18 protein-coding genes are annotated in these 15,973 nt (G+C 69.3%); 11 read left to right on the top strand and 7 right to left on the bottom strand.

The features are described from left to right. Window positions 1-246: 246 nt before the first annotated feature. The 5 genes from ACFMRZ_RS04120 to ACFMRZ_RS04100 all read left to right on the top strand — a co-directional run bounded on the left by ACFMRZ_RS04120 (window position 247) and on the right by ACFMRZ_RS04100 (window position 5,926). Window positions 247-3,060 carry an aconitate hydratase gene (locus tag ACFMRZ_RS04120; protein ID WP_400177970.1) on the top strand — a complete coding sequence of 938 codons (2,814 nt, stop codon included), beginning with the start codon at window positions 247-249 and terminating at the stop codon, window positions 3,058-3,060. A 128-nt stretch (window positions 3,061-3,188) separates the two neighbouring features. Beyond that, entirely contained in the window at window positions 3,189-3,755 is a 567-nt protein-coding gene (locus ACFMRZ_RS04115; protein WP_187682994.1) for a TetR/AcrR family transcriptional regulator, read from the top strand. A 95-nt stretch (window positions 3,756-3,850) separates the two neighbouring features. Next, window positions 3,851-4,267 carry an acyl-CoA thioesterase gene (locus ACFMRZ_RS04110; RefSeq protein ID WP_280273035.1) on the top strand — a complete coding sequence of 139 codons (417 nt, stop codon included), beginning with the start codon at window positions 3,851-3,853 and terminating at the stop codon, window positions 4,265-4,267. A gap of 196 nt (window positions 4,268-4,463) precedes the next feature. Beyond that, window positions 4,464-4,955: a hypothetical protein gene (locus tag ACFMRZ_RS04105; RefSeq protein ID WP_400177969.1), complete on the top strand. Its 492-nt coding sequence runs from the start codon at window positions 4,464-4,466 to the stop codon at window positions 4,953-4,955. Window positions 4,956-4,963: 8 nt separating this feature from the next. Beyond that, the gene (locus tag ACFMRZ_RS04100; protein WP_400177968.1) at window positions 4,964-5,926 is read left to right on the top strand and encodes a hypothetical protein; all 963 of its coding nucleotides are present in this window, start codon (window positions 4,964-4,966) and stop codon (window positions 5,924-5,926) included. A 3-nt stretch (window positions 5,927-5,929) separates the two neighbouring features. Here ACFMRZ_RS04100 and ACFMRZ_RS04095 read toward each other — a convergent pair whose 3' ends face one another. Together ACFMRZ_RS04095 and ACFMRZ_RS04090 are read right to left on the bottom strand one after the other, a co-directional pair. Next, window positions 5,930-7,036, bottom strand: coding sequence for an NADH:flavin oxidoreductase (locus tag ACFMRZ_RS04095; protein ID WP_400177967.1), 1,107 nt, complete (start codon window positions 7,034-7,036; stop codon window positions 5,930-5,932). Window positions 7,037-7,130: 94 nt separating this feature from the next. Continuing rightward, window positions 7,131-7,640: a MarR family transcriptional regulator gene (locus tag ACFMRZ_RS04090; RefSeq protein ID WP_280273031.1), complete on the bottom strand. Its 510-nt coding sequence runs from the start codon at window positions 7,638-7,640 to the stop codon at window positions 7,131-7,133. A gap of 72 nt (window positions 7,641-7,712) precedes the next feature. Here ACFMRZ_RS04090 and ACFMRZ_RS04085 point away from each other — a divergent pair, with 72 nt between their 5' ends. Next, window positions 7,713-8,216, top strand: coding sequence for a cupin domain-containing protein (locus ACFMRZ_RS04085; protein ID WP_280273030.1), 504 nt, complete (start codon window positions 7,713-7,715; stop codon window positions 8,214-8,216). An 18-nt stretch (window positions 8,217-8,234) separates the two neighbouring features. Here the strand turns inward: ACFMRZ_RS04085 and ACFMRZ_RS04080 are convergent, their stop codons facing one another. Beyond that, window positions 8,235-8,639 (bottom strand): DUF4440 domain-containing protein, encoded by a 405-nt coding sequence (locus ACFMRZ_RS04080; protein WP_400177966.1) that lies wholly within the window; start codon window positions 8,637-8,639, stop codon window positions 8,235-8,237. Between the two features lie 33 nt (window positions 8,640-8,672). Further along, entirely contained in the window at window positions 8,673-8,912 is a 240-nt protein-coding gene (locus tag ACFMRZ_RS04075; protein ID WP_280273028.1) for a helix-turn-helix domain-containing protein, read from the bottom strand. Between the two features lie 182 nt (window positions 8,913-9,094). Between ACFMRZ_RS04075 and ACFMRZ_RS04070 the strand changes: the two genes are divergently transcribed. Further along, on the top strand, window positions 9,095-9,703 hold the full coding sequence (locus ACFMRZ_RS04070) for a dihydrofolate reductase family protein (RefSeq protein ID WP_280273027.1): 609 nt from the start codon (window positions 9,095-9,097) through the stop codon (window positions 9,701-9,703). A 238-nt stretch (window positions 9,704-9,941) separates the two neighbouring features. Here ACFMRZ_RS04070 and ACFMRZ_RS04065 read toward each other — a convergent pair whose 3' ends face one another. Beyond that, window positions 9,942-11,573, bottom strand: coding sequence for an ABC-F family ATP-binding cassette domain-containing protein (locus tag ACFMRZ_RS04065; protein ID WP_280360921.1), 1,632 nt, complete (start codon window positions 11,571-11,573; stop codon window positions 9,942-9,944). A 146-nt stretch (window positions 11,574-11,719) separates the two neighbouring features. On the opposite strand from ACFMRZ_RS04065, the gene ACFMRZ_RS04060 reads away from it, so the two are divergent. After that, window positions 11,720-12,481 carry an SDR family oxidoreductase gene (locus ACFMRZ_RS04060; protein WP_280273025.1) on the top strand — a complete coding sequence of 254 codons (762 nt, stop codon included), beginning with the start codon at window positions 11,720-11,722 and terminating at the stop codon, window positions 12,479-12,481. Window positions 12,482-12,557: 76 nt separating this feature from the next. Further along, on the top strand, window positions 12,558-13,640 hold the full coding sequence (locus tag ACFMRZ_RS04055) for a lycopene cyclase family protein (protein ID WP_400177965.1): 1,083 nt from the start codon (window positions 12,558-12,560) through the stop codon (window positions 13,638-13,640). Between the two features lie 27 nt (window positions 13,641-13,667). On the opposite strand, the gene ACFMRZ_RS04050 is transcribed toward ACFMRZ_RS04055, so the two are convergent. Beyond that, entirely contained in the window at window positions 13,668-14,405 is a 738-nt protein-coding gene (locus ACFMRZ_RS04050) for a PP2C family protein-serine/threonine phosphatase (protein ID WP_280273023.1), read from the bottom strand. A 439-nt stretch (window positions 14,406-14,844) separates the two neighbouring features. On the opposite strand from ACFMRZ_RS04050, the gene sigK reads away from it, so the two are divergent. Together sigK and ACFMRZ_RS04040 are read left to right on the top strand one after the other, a co-directional pair. Beyond that, window positions 14,845-15,471 carry an ECF RNA polymerase sigma factor SigK gene (gene sigK / locus ACFMRZ_RS04045; RefSeq protein WP_280360916.1) on the top strand — a complete coding sequence of 209 codons (627 nt, stop codon included), beginning with the start codon at window positions 14,845-14,847 and terminating at the stop codon, window positions 15,469-15,471. Then, complete coding sequence (locus ACFMRZ_RS04040; protein ID WP_400177964.1) at window positions 15,468-15,770, top strand: zf-HC2 domain-containing protein; 303 nt, start codon at window positions 15,468-15,470, stop codon at window positions 15,768-15,770. Before sigK ends, ACFMRZ_RS04040 begins: the two co-directional genes overlap by 4 nt. On the opposite strand, the gene ACFMRZ_RS04035 is transcribed toward ACFMRZ_RS04040, so the two are convergent. Then, window positions 15,719-15,940, bottom strand: a complete 222-nt coding sequence (locus ACFMRZ_RS04035; protein ID WP_400177963.1) for a zf-HC2 domain-containing protein — start codon at window positions 15,938-15,940, stop codon at window positions 15,719-15,721. The genes ACFMRZ_RS04040 and ACFMRZ_RS04035 overlap by 52 nt on opposite strands. Window positions 15,941-15,973: the final 33 nt, after the last annotated feature.

The raw sequence follows: 15,973 nt of genomic DNA, 5'->3' as shown, positions 1-15,973 counted from the left end.
CAGGAGGATGATGGTTGCTGGCACGGCGCGCGTGACGCGCCCCCCGCGTTTCACAGGACAAGCGTACTGTTAGGGTTGTCAGTACGAGGCGCACAGCCCAGACTGCGCCCTCGACCGGGTCGCCGGCACAGCCCCGCCGACGGCCGACCCCCCGCGGGGCCTCTGGGTAGGACCCGGCGGAGGAAGCTTGCGTAACCACGTAGGGCCCCCGAGGCCCCATCAGACACGACGAGTGGAGCTGAACGTATGACGAGCATCAATACATTCGGCGCCAAGGGCACCCTCGAGGTAGGAGATCAGTCGTATGAGATCTTCCGCCTCTCGGCCGTGCCCGGCACCGAGAAGCTGCCCTACGCCCTGAAGGTGCTGGCGGAGAACCTGCTTCGCACCGAGGACGGCGCCAACATCACCGCCGACCACATCCGCGCCATCGCGAAGTGGGATCCCTCGGCCGAGCCGGACACCGAAATCCAGTTCACCCCCGCGCGTGTCATCATGCAGGACTTCACCGGCGTGCCCTGCATCGTCGACCTGGCCACCATGCGCGAGGCCGTCGCCACCCTCGGCGGCGACCCGAACAAGGTGAACCCGCTCGCGCCGGCCGAGATGGTCATCGACCACTCCGTCATCATCGACGTGTTCGGCCGCGCGGACGCCTTCGAGCGCAACGTCGACATCGAGTACCAGCGCAACGGCGAGCGTTACCAGTTCCTGCGCTGGGGCCAGACCGCGTTCGACGACTTCAAGGTCGTCCCGCCGAGCACCGGCATCGTGCACCAGGTCAACATCGAGCACCTGGCCCGCGTCGTGATGGTTCGCAACGGGCAGGCCTACCCCGACACCTGCGTCGGCACCGACTCGCACACCACCATGGTCAACGGCCTGGGCGTATTGGGCTGGGGCGTCGGCGGTATCGAGGCCGAGGCGGCCATGCTGGGCCAGCCCGTCTCGATGCTGATCCCGCGCGTGGTCGGCTTCAAGCTGACCGGTGAGATCCACCCGGGCGTCACCGCCACCGACGTGGTGCTGACGGTCACCGACATGCTGCGCAAGCACGGCGTGGTCGGCAAGTTCGTCGAGTTCTACGGCAAGGGCGTCGCCGAGGTGCCGCTGGCCAACCGCGCCACGCTGGGCAACATGAGCCCCGAATTCGGTTCCACCGCGGCGATTTTCCCGATCGACGACGTCACCATCGAGTACCTGAAGCTGACCGGCCGCAGCGACGAGCAGGTCGCGCTGGTCGAGGCCTACGCCAAGGAACAGGGCCTGTGGCACGACGCCGACCAGGAGCCCGCCTACTCGGAGTACCTGGAGCTGGACCTGAGCACCGTGGTGCCCTCCATCGCCGGTCCGAAGCGCCCGCAGGACCGAATCCTGCTGTCGGAGAGCAAGACCGCGTTCCGCAAGGACATCCACAACTACACCTCGGACGCCGAATCGGGTCCGGCCGCCCACACCCCGCACAGCAAGCTGGACGAGGCCGTCGAGGAGTCCTTCCCGGCCAGTGACCCGGCCGTGCTGTCGTTCGCCGACGACGGCTCGGTGCCGCTGAGCTCGGCCGCCAACGGGGCCGAGGGCCGTCCGTCGAAGCCGGTCAAGGTCTCCACCGAGGAGTACGGCGACTTCGTGCTCGATCACGGCGCGGTGGTGGTCGCCTCGATCACGTCCTGCACCAACACCTCCAACCCGTCGGTCATGATCGGCGCGGCGCTGCTCGCCCGCAACGCCGTGGACAAGGGCCTGTCCCGCAAGCCGTGGGTGAAGACCTCGATGGCGCCGGGCTCGCAGGTCGTCAACGGCTACTACGAGAAGTCGGGGCTGTGGCCGTACCTGGAGAAGCTGGGCTTCAACCTGGTCGCGTTCGGCTGCGCCACCTGCATCGGCAACACCGGACCGCTGCCGGAGGAGATCTCCAAGGCGGTCAACGACAACGACCTGACCGTCACCGCGGTGCTCTCGGGCAACCGCAACTTCGAGGGCCGCATCTCCCCCGACGTGAAGATGAACTACCTGGCCTCGCCGCCGTTGGTCATCGCCTACGCGCTCGCGGGCACGATGGACTTCGACTTCGAGCACGACGCGCTGGGCCAGGACTCCGACGGCAACGACGTCTTCCTGAAGGACATCTGGCCCGCGCCCAAGGAAATCCAGGACACCATCGACGCGGTCATCTCCCGCGACATGTTCCTCGAGGACTACAAGGACGTCTTCAAGGGCGACGAGCGGTGGCGTTCGCTGCCCACCCCGGAGGGCAAGACCTTCGACTGGGCGGAGGACTCGACCTACGTCCGCAAGCCCCCGTACTTCGACGGGATGCCGCAGACCCCGGAGCCGGTGCGGGACATCAAGGGCGCGCGAGTGCTTGCGCTGCTGGGTGATTCGGTCACCACCGACCACATCTCCCCCGCGGGCAACATCAAGCCGGGCACCCCGGCCGCGCAGTACCTCGAGTCGCACGGCGTCGAGCGCAAGGACTACAACTCCTACGGCTCGCGGCGCGGCAACCACGAGGTCATGATCCGCGGCACGTTCGCCAACATCCGGCTGCGCAACCAGCTGCTGGACGACGTCTCGGGCGGCTACACCCGCGACTTCACCCAGGACGGCGGCCCGCAGGCCTTCATCTACGACGCCTCGCAGAACTACCAGGCCGCGGGCATCCCGCTGGTCGTGCTGGGCGGCAAGGAGTACGGCTCGGGTTCCTCGCGCGACTGGGCGGCCAAGGGCACCAGCCTGCTGGGCGTGAAGGCGGTCATCACCGAGTCGTTCGAGCGCATCCACCGCTCCAACCTCATCGGCATGGGCGTCATCCCGCTGCAGTTCCCCGAGGGCGAGTCGGCGGCGTCGCTGAAGCTGGACGGCACCGAGACCTTCGACATCGAGGGGATCACCCAGCTGAACGAGGGCGTGACTCCGAAGACCCTGAAGGTGACCGCCACCAAGGAGAACGGAGACAAGATCACCTTCGACGCCAAGGTCCGCATCGACACCCCCGGCGAGGCCGACTACTACCGCAACGGCGGCATCCTGCAATACGTGCTGCGCAACATGATCGGCTGAGATATCGGCGCCGCCTCCGGCGTCGCGTGTTCGCGAGAGTGCGAACGATCGGTGGCTTGCTCGTACTGTGGTACCCCCGCGCCGATGTCTTTCGGCGCGGGGGTCCGTGCATCCCGATGGAGGAGTCCATGCCCAAGGTCAGTGACGACCATCTCGCCGCGCGGCGCAGCCAGATACTGGACGGGGCGCGGAGCTGTTTCGCCGAGTTCGGCTACGAGGGCGCGACGGTGCGCCGGCTCGAGGACGCCATCGGACTGTCCCGGGGGGCGATCTTCCATCACTTCCGGGACAAGGACGCGCTGTTCCTGGCGCTGGCGCACGAGGACGCGGCCCGTATGGCGGAGGTGGCGGCCACCCAGGGCCTGGTGCAGGTGATGCGCGACATGCTCGCGCGCCCCGAGGATTTCGACTGGCTCGGCACCCGGCTGGAGATCGCGCGGCGGCTACGCACCGACCCCGAGTTCCGCGCGAACTGGGAGCAGCGCTCGGAGGAGTTGACCGCCGCGACCATCGCCCGCCTGGAGCGCCGCAAGGCCGCCGGGGCCCTGCGCGACGACGTGCCCACCGATGTCCTGCTGGGCTACCTCGATCTGGTGCTGGACGGGCTCATCGCCCGCATCGCCTCCGGCCACGCCAACGACAACCTCTCGGCCGTGCTGGATCTGGTGGAGGCGTCGGTCCGCCGCAAGCAGTGAGCGGAAACAAAGTGCCGCAACACCTTCCGTCTACCGTGACACAGACCACGACCGGTCCGGAAATAACCGGGCACGAGCCAGGAGTTCGCCGAGGTATGACCTTTTCCGTGCCCGTCACCGTCCGCGGCTACGAACTCGATGTGAACGGCCACCTGAATCAGGCCGTCTACCACCAGTACGCCGAGCACGCGCGCTGGGAGGTGATGCGTGCGGCGGGGCTCGTGCCGGACAAGATCCGGCTCTCCGGGCTCGGGCCGGTGGTGCTGGAATCGACGGTCAAGCACCTGCGCGAACTGCATCTCGGCGACGAGGTGACCGTGACGTGCGAGACCGAGTGGGGCGAGGGCAAGGTCTTCCGGATGCGGCAGCGGATCGTCAAGCTCGACGGCACCGTCTCGGCCGAGTTCGATGTGGTGCTCGGACTGATGGACCTCACCGCGCGCAAACTCGTGCCGAATCCGACGGAGCGCTTCCTGGAACTCGTCGACTACGGCGAGGTGCTCGGTCTCTAGCGGGGTGATCGCGCGGACGGGTCGTTGAGCGGTCAACTGAAAATCTTTCGGCGATAGGGTTTTACATTGCGGTGACCCTTTTCGCAGGTGCACTTGAAATCTTCCGTTGTGAACCGAACGGCCCGACGGTGGAGCTATGATCCAGATCACGCTCGGCTTCCGTGGCAAACCGCGAGCAGATCGGAGACCAGCCCTGATGCCTGAAACTCTGCACCCGTTCACCCCTGCCGCCGATTCGGCGCCGGAGCAGCGGGAGATCGTTCCGCCGCTGTCCGGCTACCTGATGGCAGAGTCGGAGCACACCCTCAGCGTTCGCGTCGGCGAGGGCACGTGGACCTTCGACCGGGCGGATGTCCTGAGTATCGACGAGCCCGGCGGCGACAGGAGCCATTCCGAAGTGCCGGGCCGGCAGCGGCCGGGGCGCCCCGTGCGGCTCCGGATCCGGCCGGGCGCCATGGCCGATTTCACCCAGCGGCGGCGCATCGAGCTGACCGACCGCCCGATGACGTTGGCGCGGCAGCACTCTCCCGCGCTCGGTGACGACGCGCTACGCCGCCTGACCGAGGACTGGGCCCGCACCTTGCGGCTGCCCGCCACCCCGGGCATCGGCGGCGCCACCTTCACCTTCTGCCAGACCCGCACCTCCGCGCGCAGCGACGACGGCACCGCCTGCGACAGTCTCGACTGAGGCGCCCGATGGCCGCACGCCCGGCAGGTTCGGTCCTGATCGTCACCGAGACCGATGATCTGCATGCCGACGCCATGACGGCCACGCTGCGAAAACACCACCAGCACACGCCGATCCGCCTGGATATGCGCGAATTCCCCAGGGTCGGTGGCAGTTTCCGGCTCGACCGCGCGGGCACGGCGCGCTCGCTGTCACATGTGGTCGGCCTCGACGACGTCACCGCGGTGTGGTGGCGGCGGCCGCACCCGTGCGCCGTGCCCGGCGGGGTGCGCGCCGCCGACAACGACTTCCGGCAGGCCGAGTGCGACGGCTTCCTGCAGGGTCTGCTGTGGTCGATCCCCGCGGTCTGGGTCAACGATCCCGGCGCCGACCGCACCGCCACCCGCAAGATCGTGCAGTTGGAGACCGCGCGACGGAGCGGTTTCGCCATCCCCGAGACGCTGATCACCAACGACCCGGACGAGGCCCGCAGCTTCGTCGGATCGCGGCCGGGGCCGGTCGTGTACAAGCGCACCGGCACCGGCCGCACCGAATTCGCCGAGACCCGCCTGGTCGCACCGGCGGACCTGGATCTGCTCGGCGGCATCCGCTCCGCGCCGACGACATTCCAGGACTACATCGACGCCGACTGCGATCTGCGGGTGGTGTGGATCGACGGCATCGAGTGGGCGGTGCGCATCGACTCGCAATCCGGTGTGGGACGGGTGGATTCGCGCCTGGACACCTCGGTGGACTTCACGCCCGCCCGGCTGCCCGCGGCGGTGAGCAAGTCACTCGCCACGCTGATGGGCGCGCTCGGGCTGACGTTCGGCGTGCTCGACATCCGGCTCGGCACCGACGGCGAGTACTACTTCCTGGAGGTGAATCCGCAGGGCCAGTTCGCGTATCTGGAGATCAAGACCGGCCTGCCCATCTTCGAGAGCCTCGCCAACTACCTCGTGCACGGTGACGCGGCGGTGGCCGGGTACTGACCGCTACCGGAAGGGCGTGATCTCCGCGAGTCGTCCGTCCCGCACCTTGTGCACCCAGTCCGGATCGGCCAGCAGCGCGCGGCCGACCGCCACGATGTCGAATTCGCCGCGGCCGAACTGGTCTCGCAGCACGCGGAAGCGGTCGGCCTGGGTCTCGTCGATGCGGTCGCCGCGAAAGACGCTGTCCACCCCGACCGAACCCACGGTGATCACCGGCAGCCCGGTGATCTTCTTCGTCCAGCCGGCCAGGCTCAGATCGGCTGCGTGCGCGGTGAATTCGTCGGCCCAGTGCCGCCGCAGCGAGGTGTGGAAGAGGTCGACGCCCGCCTCGGCCAGCGGGGTCAGCAGCTGTTCGAGTTCAGTGGGACTCTCGGCGATCCTGGCGCTGTAGTCCGCGCCCTTCCACTGCGAAAACCGGTAGGCGATCGGGAAATCGGGGCCGACGGCCGCCCGCACGGCGGCTACCACGCGAGCCGGGAACGCCGCGCGACGAGGCAGCGACCCGCCGTACTCGTCGTCACGGTGATTGGTTGCGGCCCAGAAGAATTGGTCGAGCAGGTACCCGTGTGCGCCGTGCAGTTCGATGCCGTCGAAGCCCAGGCGCTTCGCCAGGACCGCGGACTCCACGTACGACTCGACCACCGTGTCCAGCTGAGCGGTGGTCAATGCCCGGCCCACCGGCCGGCCGGTGTAGTCCACGCCGGACGGGCTCACGGTCGGGGTCTCGGGTTCGAAGGCGGGGTCGTCGCCCCGTTCCACACCGGTGTGCCAGAGCTGCGGGACGATGGCGGCGCCTTCGGCGTGGACCGCCTCGACCACCGCCCGCCAACCGGCGGCACTGTCCTCGCCGTAGAACCGCGGCACCTCCGCGATCGGACCGGCCGCCGGGCCCCGGACGTAGGTGCCCTCGGTGACGATCAGACCCACCCCGCCGGCGGCATGGCGTCGGTAGTACTCGACGTTCTCCGCGTTCGGGACGCCGCCCGGCGACTTCCCTCTGGTCATCGGGGCCATCGCGAACCGATTGCGCAGCCGCAGCGATCCCGCGCGGAACTCGGTAAACAAGTCGTCGAGGTAGAGCGAGGGGTCTTCGACCGATCCCTGTGTCATAGAGCACATTCCTTCCGATTCGAACGATACGACTCCGAACTCCGGAGGCAACACCGGCCGCGCCCCGGCCATTCCGGCCCTGGGACGGGAGCGCCTACCGGGCCCGGTCCTCGAAGCTGCCCAGCAGCACGCGCAGGATGCGGTCGAGGTCGCGGCGGTCCTTCGCCGAAAGTACCGACAGCAAACGGGTTTCGTTCTCGGTGTGCGCGGTGACGACCTTGTCGACCAGGGCCCGACCCGCCGCGGTCAGCGCGACCCGGACCGCGCGGCGGTCCCCGGCGTCGGCGACGCGGCGGACCAGGCCCGCCGACTCCAGCCGATCCAGCCGTCCGGTCATGCCCGCGCGCGAGAGCATCATGGTGTCGGCGAGTACCGAGGGGTTCAATTCGAAAGGTTCGCCCGAACGCCGCAGGGCCGCAAGCACATCGAACTCGCCGCGCTGCAGGCCGTGCTCGGCGAACACCGCCTCGATCGCCCGCTGCGCCACCAGTTGCAGGCGGCCCAGCCTGCCCACGATGGCCATCGCCTCGACCTCCAGGTCCGGCCGTTCCCGCTGCCACTGCGCCACGATCCCGTCGACCGCGTCCGCGTTCCGCTTCGCCATGGACAGCATTCTATTCGCTGCGATATAGTTTGGCACCGAACTATTAATCACCGAACGATATGGAATCCGGCCATGAGCATCACGACGCCCCAGATCCCCGCCGCGATCCGCCACCCGCAGGATGCGGAGGTGCACCGCACCGACACGGTCACCATGCGGCTGCTCATCGACGCGAACGAGACGGGCGGCAGCCTGAGCAGCCTCGAGGTCACGCTGGCGACCGGCGCCGACGGGGCGGGGCCGCACTTTCACACGCGCTCCGAAGAGTTGTTCTATGTGGCCGACGGGGAATTGCAGGTGCTGGCGGGCGAGGAGATCGTCACCGTCGCGGCGGGCGGCTCACTCGTCGTGCCGCGGTTCATGCCGCACGCGTTCGGTGCCGCGCCGGGCAGCACCGCGCGGATTCTGATCGCGCTCACCCCGGGCGTGCAGCGGTTCGAGTACTTCCGGGTGCTCGAGCGGGTCGCGCACGGCGAAGCGACCCTCGCCGACCTGGCGGCGGTGCAGGACGAGTACGACAACCACTTCGTCGACGCGCCGCGGTGGTGGGCCGAGCGCACCGCGCACCGGGCCTGAGCTACCGCGCCGCGGCACTCACCGGTCGCAGGCGGTCTCGTGCACGGCGCGCCACCGCAAGCCGTTGCGAGCGTGCGGATCTCGTTGCAGCATCGCGGTGGTGACGCGGTCATCGGCCGCGCCGGCGCGACGGTGCCGCTCGCGGAACCGGGTCAGCACGTAATCGCCTGTGGTGACGAGTGGTTCGATATCGGTCACCTCGATCACCAAGCCCGGTGCGGTATTTCGCGCCGCGGCGAGGCCCTCGAGCAGCGCCGTACGCGCGATCACCGTGCCGGACACGGTCACCACGGACAGGTCGGGGTGCTGCTGAGCGGCGAAGCGGTCGAACACTTCCGACGCCGCCTCACCGCCCAGCCAGCAACTCAGATCCGCGTGCAACGCCTCGACCTCGCGCGCTACCGCCTCGTGCACCGTGTCCACGAGACAACAAGCTACCCAACGAGTTCGGGGTGTCTACTTACCGACCGCCTTACGCCGGTTCGCCCCGCCCCGGCTGCGGAGTTGCACATGCGACTCCACCAGGACGTTGTGGATGAACCCGTATGAACGGCCGGTCTCCCGGGCCAGTGAACGAATGCTCGCTCCCGCCTCGTATTGCTTCTTGAGCTGGGTTTGCAAGCGGTCTCGCGACTTTCCGGTGACGCGCGTGCCCTTACCCAACGTGGACTTCCCTTGTGCGGGCCTGTCACTCATGGCTTCCTCCGGTCGCCCTGCAGCCTCACTCCAGGCTAAACATTCGGCAGTCGGTGATCAACGCCTCTTTGTGATTTAGCTCACCGATTTCGGCTACAGTCCGGTCCGAGCGACGATTTTCCACCGCCGGCGCCGTCTTCAGGTTCGACAACGAGTGCAGTACGAGTACCCAGGAGCACCCCATGCGCAAGATCACCGCCGGCCTGTTCATCGCCCTCGACGGCGTCATCGAGGATCCGCAGGACTGGCATTTCCCCTACTACAACGACGAGATGGGCGCGGCCGTCGATGCGCAACTCGGCAACGCCGACACGCTGCTGCTCGGCCGCAAGACCTACGACAGCTTCGCGGGCGCCTGGCCGGACCGGGAGGCCGGCGGCGCGGAGGACGCCGAATTCGCCCGCAAGCTCGGCGACGCCCGCAAGATCGTGGTCACCGGGCAGGACCTCACCTTCACCTGGCGCAACTCCGAGGTGCTGAAAGGCGATCTGATCGAAGCGGTCACGGCCCTCAAGCAGGAGCCCGGCGGCGACATCGGCATCAGCGGATCGGTCTCGGTCGTCCGTCAACTCCTGAGCGCCGGATTGATCGACGAACTGCATCTGCTGGTCCACCCCATCGCCGTCCGCAAGGGCATGCGCCTGTTCGACGAGGCCGACACCCCCCTCCCCCTCACCCTCCTGACCGCCACCCCGTTCAAAACCGGCGTAGTACACCAGGTCTACGGCCCCGGCGAGCAGCTGGAAGGCGGCTACGAGCAAGCCAAACAGCATCTGGCACAGGACAATTGAGGCTGCGACTGGCCTGAACCGCCCGCTGCGCGGACGGTTCAGGCAATGGGGTGCGGCAGCGCGGTTCGAGCAAGAGTGAGACTGCGGTTCAGGCAGAGCGGGACCGCGGCTCAGGCAGGACTCGACCGCAGCCCACACAGGACTGGACCGCAGCCCACACAGGAGGGGAACGCGGATCAGACAGAATGGGACCGCGGTCAGCACCTCATTGCCTGAACCGTCCGCCCTGGCGGGCGGTTCAGGCTAGTTGGATCAGGTCCAGGTACTCCTGGGACCAATGGTCTTCGGTGCCGTCGGGGAGCATGATCACTCGTTCGGGGTTCAGGGCTTCGGCGGCGCCTGGGTCGTGTGTTACCAGGACTACGGCGCCGGCGTAGCTGCGTAGGGCGTCGAGGACTTGCTCGCGGGAGATGGGGTCCAGGTTGTTGGTGGGCTCGTCGAGCAGGAGGACGTTTGCCGCCGAGGAGACCAGGCCCGCGAGTGCGAGGCGGGTTTTCTCGCCGCCGGACAGGGTGCCGGCGGGCTGTTCCAGTTGCGGGCCGGAGAACATGAACGCGCCCAGCAGGCCGCGCAGGTCCTGTTCGCCCGCGTCGGGGGCGGCGTGGCGGATGTTCTCCCACACCGATGCTCGGTCGTCCAGGGTGTCGTGCTCCTGCGCGAAGTAGCCGATCTTCAGGCCGTGGCCGGGCACCAGGCCGCCCGCGCTGGGCTGCTCGACCCCGGCGAGCAGGCGCAGCAGCGTCGTCTTGCCCGCGCCGTTGAGGCCCAGCACCACCACCCGGCTGCCGCGGTCGATGGCGAGGTCGACGCCGGTGAAGATCTCCAGCGAGCCGTACATCTTGGTCAGATTCTCGGCCATCAACGGGGTCTTGCCGCAGGCGGCGGGCTCCGGGAACTTGATGCGCGCCACCTTGTCGGCCACCCGCACCTCGTCCACCTCCGCCAGCATCCGCTCGGCCCGCTTGACCATGTTCTGTGCCGCAACGGCTTTGGTGGCCTTGGCGCCGAGCTTGGCGGCCTGGGCCTTGAGCGCGGACGCCTTCTTCTCGGCGTTGGCCCGCTCGCGACGGCGGCGCTGCTCGTCGGTGGCGCGGGCGTCGAGGTACTTCTTCCAGCCCATGTTGTAGATGTCGGCCTCGCCGCGCACGGCGTCGAGGAACCACACCTTGTTCACCACGGCCTCGAGCAGTTCCACGTCGTGGCTGATGACGATGAGGCCGCCGTCGTGGCCCTGCAGGAAACCGCGCAGCCAGGTGATGGAGTCGGCGTCGAGGTGGTTGGTCGGCTCGTCGAGCAGCAGCGTGGTGTCGGACTTGCCGCCGCTGCCGTCGGACGCCGAGAACAGGATGCGCGCCAGCTCGATACGGCGGCGCTGGCCGCCGGACAGCGTGCGCAGCGACTGGCCGAGCACCCGGTCGGGCAGGCCGAGGCTGTTGCAGATGCGGGCGGCCTCGCTCTCGGCGACATAACCGCCCAGCGCCGAGAACCGCTCCTCCAGACGGCCGTACTTGCGCACCGCCTTCTCGCGTTCGGCGTCGTCGACGACCTCCGCCATCAGCGCCTGCTGCTTCTCCATCTGGCGAATGAGGGAGTCGAGCCCGCGCGCGGACAGCACCCGGTCGCGGGCGAGCACGTCGAGATCGCCCTCGCGCGGATCCTGCGGCAGGTAGCCGATCTCGCCGGACCGGATCACCTTGCCCGCGTACGGTTCGGCCTCGCCGGCCAGGATGCGCAAGGTGGTGGTCTTACCCGCACCGTTGCGCCCGACCAGCCCGATCCGGTCGCCGGACTGCACCCGCAGCGCCGAGCCCGACGCGGTCAGCAGGGTGCGGATTCCGGCCCGGACCTCCAGGTCGGTCGCGGTGATCACAAATTTCTCCTCGGCAGGTTGGGCGGGTTTCTGGGGGCAATAGCTCGAGTGTGCATTCCGATGGCACACAAGAACCACCGATTTTACCCATGCGAAGGATCGGTTGCCGTAACGTGCACCACCCCCTACCGGGTAACGTGCGATTCATGAGCGATCTGAAGGGCAAGGGGGCGCTGGTCACGGGGGCGAGCCGGGGTATCGGCAAGGCGGTCGCCGCCGAGCTGCTGGCCCGCGGCGCGAACGTGCTGATCACCGCGCGCAAGGCCGAACCGCTGGCCGAGACCGCCGCGGACCTGCGGGCGCTGGGCCATCCGGGCACGGTGGTGGCGCTGGCGGGCAATTCCGGTGACGCCGCGGCGCGGGCCCAGGCGGTGGCCGGTGTGGTGGCCGAGTTCGGATCGCTGGACATCCTGATCAACAACACCGGCATCAACCCCGTGTACGGGTCGCTGATGGACGCCGACCTCGACGCGGTGCGCAAGATCTTCGACGTGAATGTCGTTGCGGCGCTGGGCTATGTGCAGGAGGCGTACCGGGCCTGGATGCGGGACAACGGCGGCGCGGTGGTGAATGTCGCCAGCGTCGCGGGGCTGCGGTCCAGTGGCGTGATCGCCGCCTACGGGGCGTCCAAGGCGGCGCTGATCCGGCTCACCGAGGAGCTGGCGTGGCAGCTCGGGCCGAATATCCGGGTGAACGCGGTGGCTCCCGGCGTGGTGAAGACGAAGTTCGCCGACGCGCTGTATTCGGCCGACGAGGAAGCCGCCGCGCGGCCCTATCCGATGAAGCGGCTCGGCACACCCGAGGACGTGGCGGCGCTGATCGGGTTCCTGGTGTCCGATCAGGCGAGCTGGATCACCGGCGAGGTCGTGCGGGTGGACGGCGGCCTGCTGGCGACCGGCGGGCTCTGATCGGCCCGATGCGCGGATCGCGCCGCGGGACGGCCCGTTTCGGCGGTTTCCCGGCTGTCGCGGGCGTGCCGGAGTCGTGACCGCGGATCTGATCGTCTGCGGGCTCGGTCCCGCCGGGCGGGCCCTGGCGCATCGCGCCGTGGCGCGGGGACTGTCGGTGACAGTGGTGGATCCCCGGCCGGACCGGCGGTGGACCGCTACCTACGCGGCGTGGGCCGACGACGTGCCGGAGTGGGTTGCGGCGCACACCGTCGCGGCCACCGTGCCCCGGCCGGTGGCGTGGGGCACACGGCGGTTCGAGATCGACCGGCCGTATGCCGTGTTCGATGTTGGGGCGCTACAGGATTCGCTGTCGCTCGGGGATGCCCGGGTGGTGGCCGACCGAGCCGCCGAGATCGTGCGGCCGCGCGGCGACACCGGCGCGGAGGCGGTGCGGCTGGCGTCGGGGCAGGTGCTGACCGGGCGGCGGGTCGTCGATGCCCGCGGTGTCGGCCGCTCCCCCGCCCGGGCCGAGCAGACCGCCTACGGCGTGGTGGTGGCGCGCGAGCGGTGGACCGAGCCGCTGTTCATGGATTGGCGGCCCGATCACGGCGCGGGTGCGGACGAGACGCCCTCGTTCCTCTACGCGATCCCGCTCGCCCCCGACACCTGCCTGCTCGAGGAGACCTGTCTGGCCGGGCGTCCCGCGCTGAGCGGGACCGCACTGCGCGAACGGCTGCGGACCCGATTGCGCTGCCGCGGTATCGAACTCGACGGCAGCGAACCGGTCGAGCACGTGCGCTTCCCGGTCCAGGGCGGGCGGCCCGGCGACCGCCGGTTCGGCGCCGCGGGCGGGCTGCTGCATCCCGCCACCGGGTACAGCGTGGCCGCGTCGCTCGCGGCCGCGGACGCCGTGGCCGCGGGCGACTCGATCTGGCCGCCCGCCGCCCGCGCGGTCCATCGCCTGCGCACGGCCGGGCTGCGCGCCCTGCTCGCCCTGCCCCCGCCCGACGTGCCGCCCTTCTTCGACGCCTTCTTCGCCCTGTCGCCCCGGCGGCAGCGCGCCTACCTGTCCGGCCGCGCCGACCTTCCCGGCACCGCGACCGCCATGGCCGCGCTGTTCGCCAATCTGCCCTGGCAGCTGCGCCGCACCCTCGCCGCCGCCACCGTGGGATGGTGACAGGGCCTGGCCCGCAAGGTTCCCGGCTCAGCGGCTGTCGATCACGAGAGCGGTGGTGTTGTCCGTTCCCCCGGCGCGCAGGGCGGTGTCCACCAGAGTTTCCGCGGCGGCGTCCGGGGTGGGATGGGCGGCGAGGATTTCCTTGACCTCCGCGATGGGCAGCATCTTGTGCACGCCGTCGGTGCTCAGCAACAGCCGCCCGGTGCTGGTGCCGGTGACGGCGGAACCGATGTCGGCGGGACGGACGGTGCGGACGGTCGTGTAGACCATGTGGTCGGCCCGGGACGCGGGTTCGACGCCGCGGGTGCGCAGGTATTCGGCGACGGTGTGGTCGGTGGTGATCTGGTGCAGCACCCGGCCGTTCCACCGGTAGGCGCGGCAGTCGCCGACCCAGGCGACCTCGCAGCTGCTCGCCGACCGGTCGCCCGGCAGCACCGCGACCACCAGCACGGCGTCGGCGCTCGGTTCGGGGAACTCGCGCAACAGCTCCCGCTGCGCCGCCAGGATGCCCGACTGCGGGCCGTGCGCGGCCGCCTCGCGGGCCACCGTCGTCGCGGCGGTGCGGGCGGCGCGGGCCGCCAGCAGATGATCACCCACCCCGTCGGCGACCACGAAGGCGGTGTGGCCGGTCTCCTGGTCCGTGTGGCTCGCCACCGCGTCCGCGTTGATCGAACGCCCGCCACGCCTGCTCACCGATTGCCCTGTGATACCGGTGAGCCGGATCAGCTCGCGGCGAGTGATGGCGGTGGTGGGTGCAGTATCCACGGCCTGGCCTCCTCGGACTGGCCCGCGTGTGCTGTCGATCAACACAACTCGAGTAAACGCCGGCAATCCAAGAGTCAACCGTGCCCTCCCTGTGAAAGGGGGCACGAGATGATCACGATTCGATAGCACCCGCGCCGACCAATCCGGGGCGGCGGCCGCTCCGACTCCCCTGTGTCATCCCCTGGCGAAAGGATCGCGCACCATACGTCGACCCTCCTGACCGGCACTTTCCACACCGGCGCCCGCCCCACCGGACCCGACACGTCCGGCGCGGTACCGGATTCGTGCGCCGACCGCCGATCCTTCCCGGCGGCGGTGACACGGTAGGCACGCCCAGCGCGGCGGGTCTCTCGCTTCCCGGCGAAAAATTCTCGTCCGGGACCAATCCGGCGATGCTTCGGCGACGACTCCCTCTCTGTGAGGTCGTACGCATCGGCCGTTGGTCTGGAAGGACACTGAATTGGTCATCCGCGCCCGAGGATCGACGGGTACCGTCTCGACCGGCGAGGGCGCCGGTTCGGACGCGACACTGCAGGCGCTGATCGAACGCGTCGCCGTGGGTGACGAGCAGGCCTTCGCCGATCTCTACGACATCGTCTCGGGTCCCGTTCTCGGCATCGTCACCAGAATCCTGCGCGACCGCTCCCGGTCCGAGGAGGTGATGCAGGAGGTCCTGCTGGAGATCTGGCTCAAGGCGCCCAAGTTCTGCGAACAGCAGGGCAACGTGATGGCGTGGGCCGTGACGATGGCGCACCGGCGGGCCATCGATCGGGTCCGGCACGAGCAGGCCTGTTCCGACCGCGAGGACCGCATCGAACAGCTCGACGTCCGCCGCCCGGTCGACGAGGTCGTCGAGACGGCGCTGGCCCGCCTCGACGAGCAACAGGTGCGCACCGCGCTGGACAAGCTGACCGAGCTGCAGCGGCAGTCCATCGTGCTGGCCTACTATGGCGGCTATACCTACCGCGAGGTCTCCCAGGTCCTCGGCACACCGGTGGGAACGATCAAGACCAGGATGCGTGACGGTCTGATCCGATTGCGTGAACATTTGGGAGCTCAACAGTGACTTGTCCGGCCGGAATGCACGATCTCACGGCGCCCTATGCGCTCGACGCGCTGCCGGACGAGGAACGCACGGCCTTCGAAACCCACCTCCGCGAGTGCCCGTCCTGCCGCCGCGAGGTCGGCGAGCTGGGCGGGACCGTCGCCCGGCTCGCGGCCGCGTGGGAGCGGCCGCCGTCCCCGGACCTGCGCGCACAGGTGCTACAGCGCATCCGGACGACACCCCAGCAGCCGGCCGCCCGCCCGCCCGCTCACTCCGCGATCCCGGTCAGCACCCGCGCCCGCAGGACCGGATCCGGCTGACACGCCAGGCATTCCGCCATCCGCACCAGCACCATCCGGAATTCGGCGACCTCGAGCAGGCACGCCGGGCACCACTCCAGGTGCCGTTCGAACTCCTCCCGCTCGCCGTCGTCCAGCGCGTCCAGGACATACGCGCCGCTCAGCGCGCCCCACTCCGGACATATGTTCACGATGTGGCGACCGTCCCGTCGAGCACGACCGCG

This window comes from Nocardia sp. N2S4-5 (genome assembly GCF_044628355.1).
GTDB lineage: Bacteria > Actinomycetota > Actinomycetes > Mycobacteriales > Mycobacteriaceae > Nocardia > Nocardia wallacei_B.
The sequence above is the reverse complement of the archived record's forward strand: the minus strand, read 5'-3'. Positions and strand labels throughout refer to the sequence as shown.

Coding starts and splice junctions, on each gene's coding strand:
- ACFMRZ_RS04060 (WP_280273025.1), top strand. CDS start 11,720: ATGAGCGATCTGAAGGGCAAGGGGGCGCTGGTCACGGGGGCGAGCCGG.
- ACFMRZ_RS04090 (WP_280273031.1), bottom strand. CDS start 7,640: ATGGCGAAGCGGAACGCGGACGCGGTCGACGGGATCGTGGCGCAGTGG.
- ACFMRZ_RS04110 (WP_280273035.1), top strand. CDS start 3,851: ATGACCTTTTCCGTGCCCGTCACCGTCCGCGGCTACGAACTCGATGTG.
- ACFMRZ_RS04095 (WP_400177967.1), bottom strand. CDS start 7,036: ATGACACAGGGATCGGTCGAAGACCCCTCGCTCTACCTCGACGACTTG.
- ACFMRZ_RS04100 (WP_400177968.1), top strand. CDS start 4,964: ATGGCCGCACGCCCGGCAGGTTCGGTCCTGATCGTCACCGAGACCGAT.
- ACFMRZ_RS04115 (WP_187682994.1), top strand. CDS start 3,189: ATGCCCAAGGTCAGTGACGACCATCTCGCCGCGCGGCGCAGCCAGATA.
- ACFMRZ_RS04105 (WP_400177969.1), top strand. CDS start 4,464: ATGCCTGAAACTCTGCACCCGTTCACCCCTGCCGCCGATTCGGCGCCG.
- ACFMRZ_RS04085 (WP_280273030.1), top strand. CDS start 7,713: ATGAGCATCACGACGCCCCAGATCCCCGCCGCGATCCGCCACCCGCAG.
- ACFMRZ_RS04075 (WP_280273028.1), bottom strand. CDS start 8,912: ATGAGTGACAGGCCCGCACAAGGGAAGTCCACGTTGGGTAAGGGCACG.
- ACFMRZ_RS04120 (WP_400177970.1), top strand. CDS start 247: ATGACGAGCATCAATACATTCGGCGCCAAGGGCACCCTCGAGGTAGGA.
- ACFMRZ_RS04070 (WP_280273027.1), top strand. CDS start 9,095: ATGCGCAAGATCACCGCCGGCCTGTTCATCGCCCTCGACGGCGTCATC.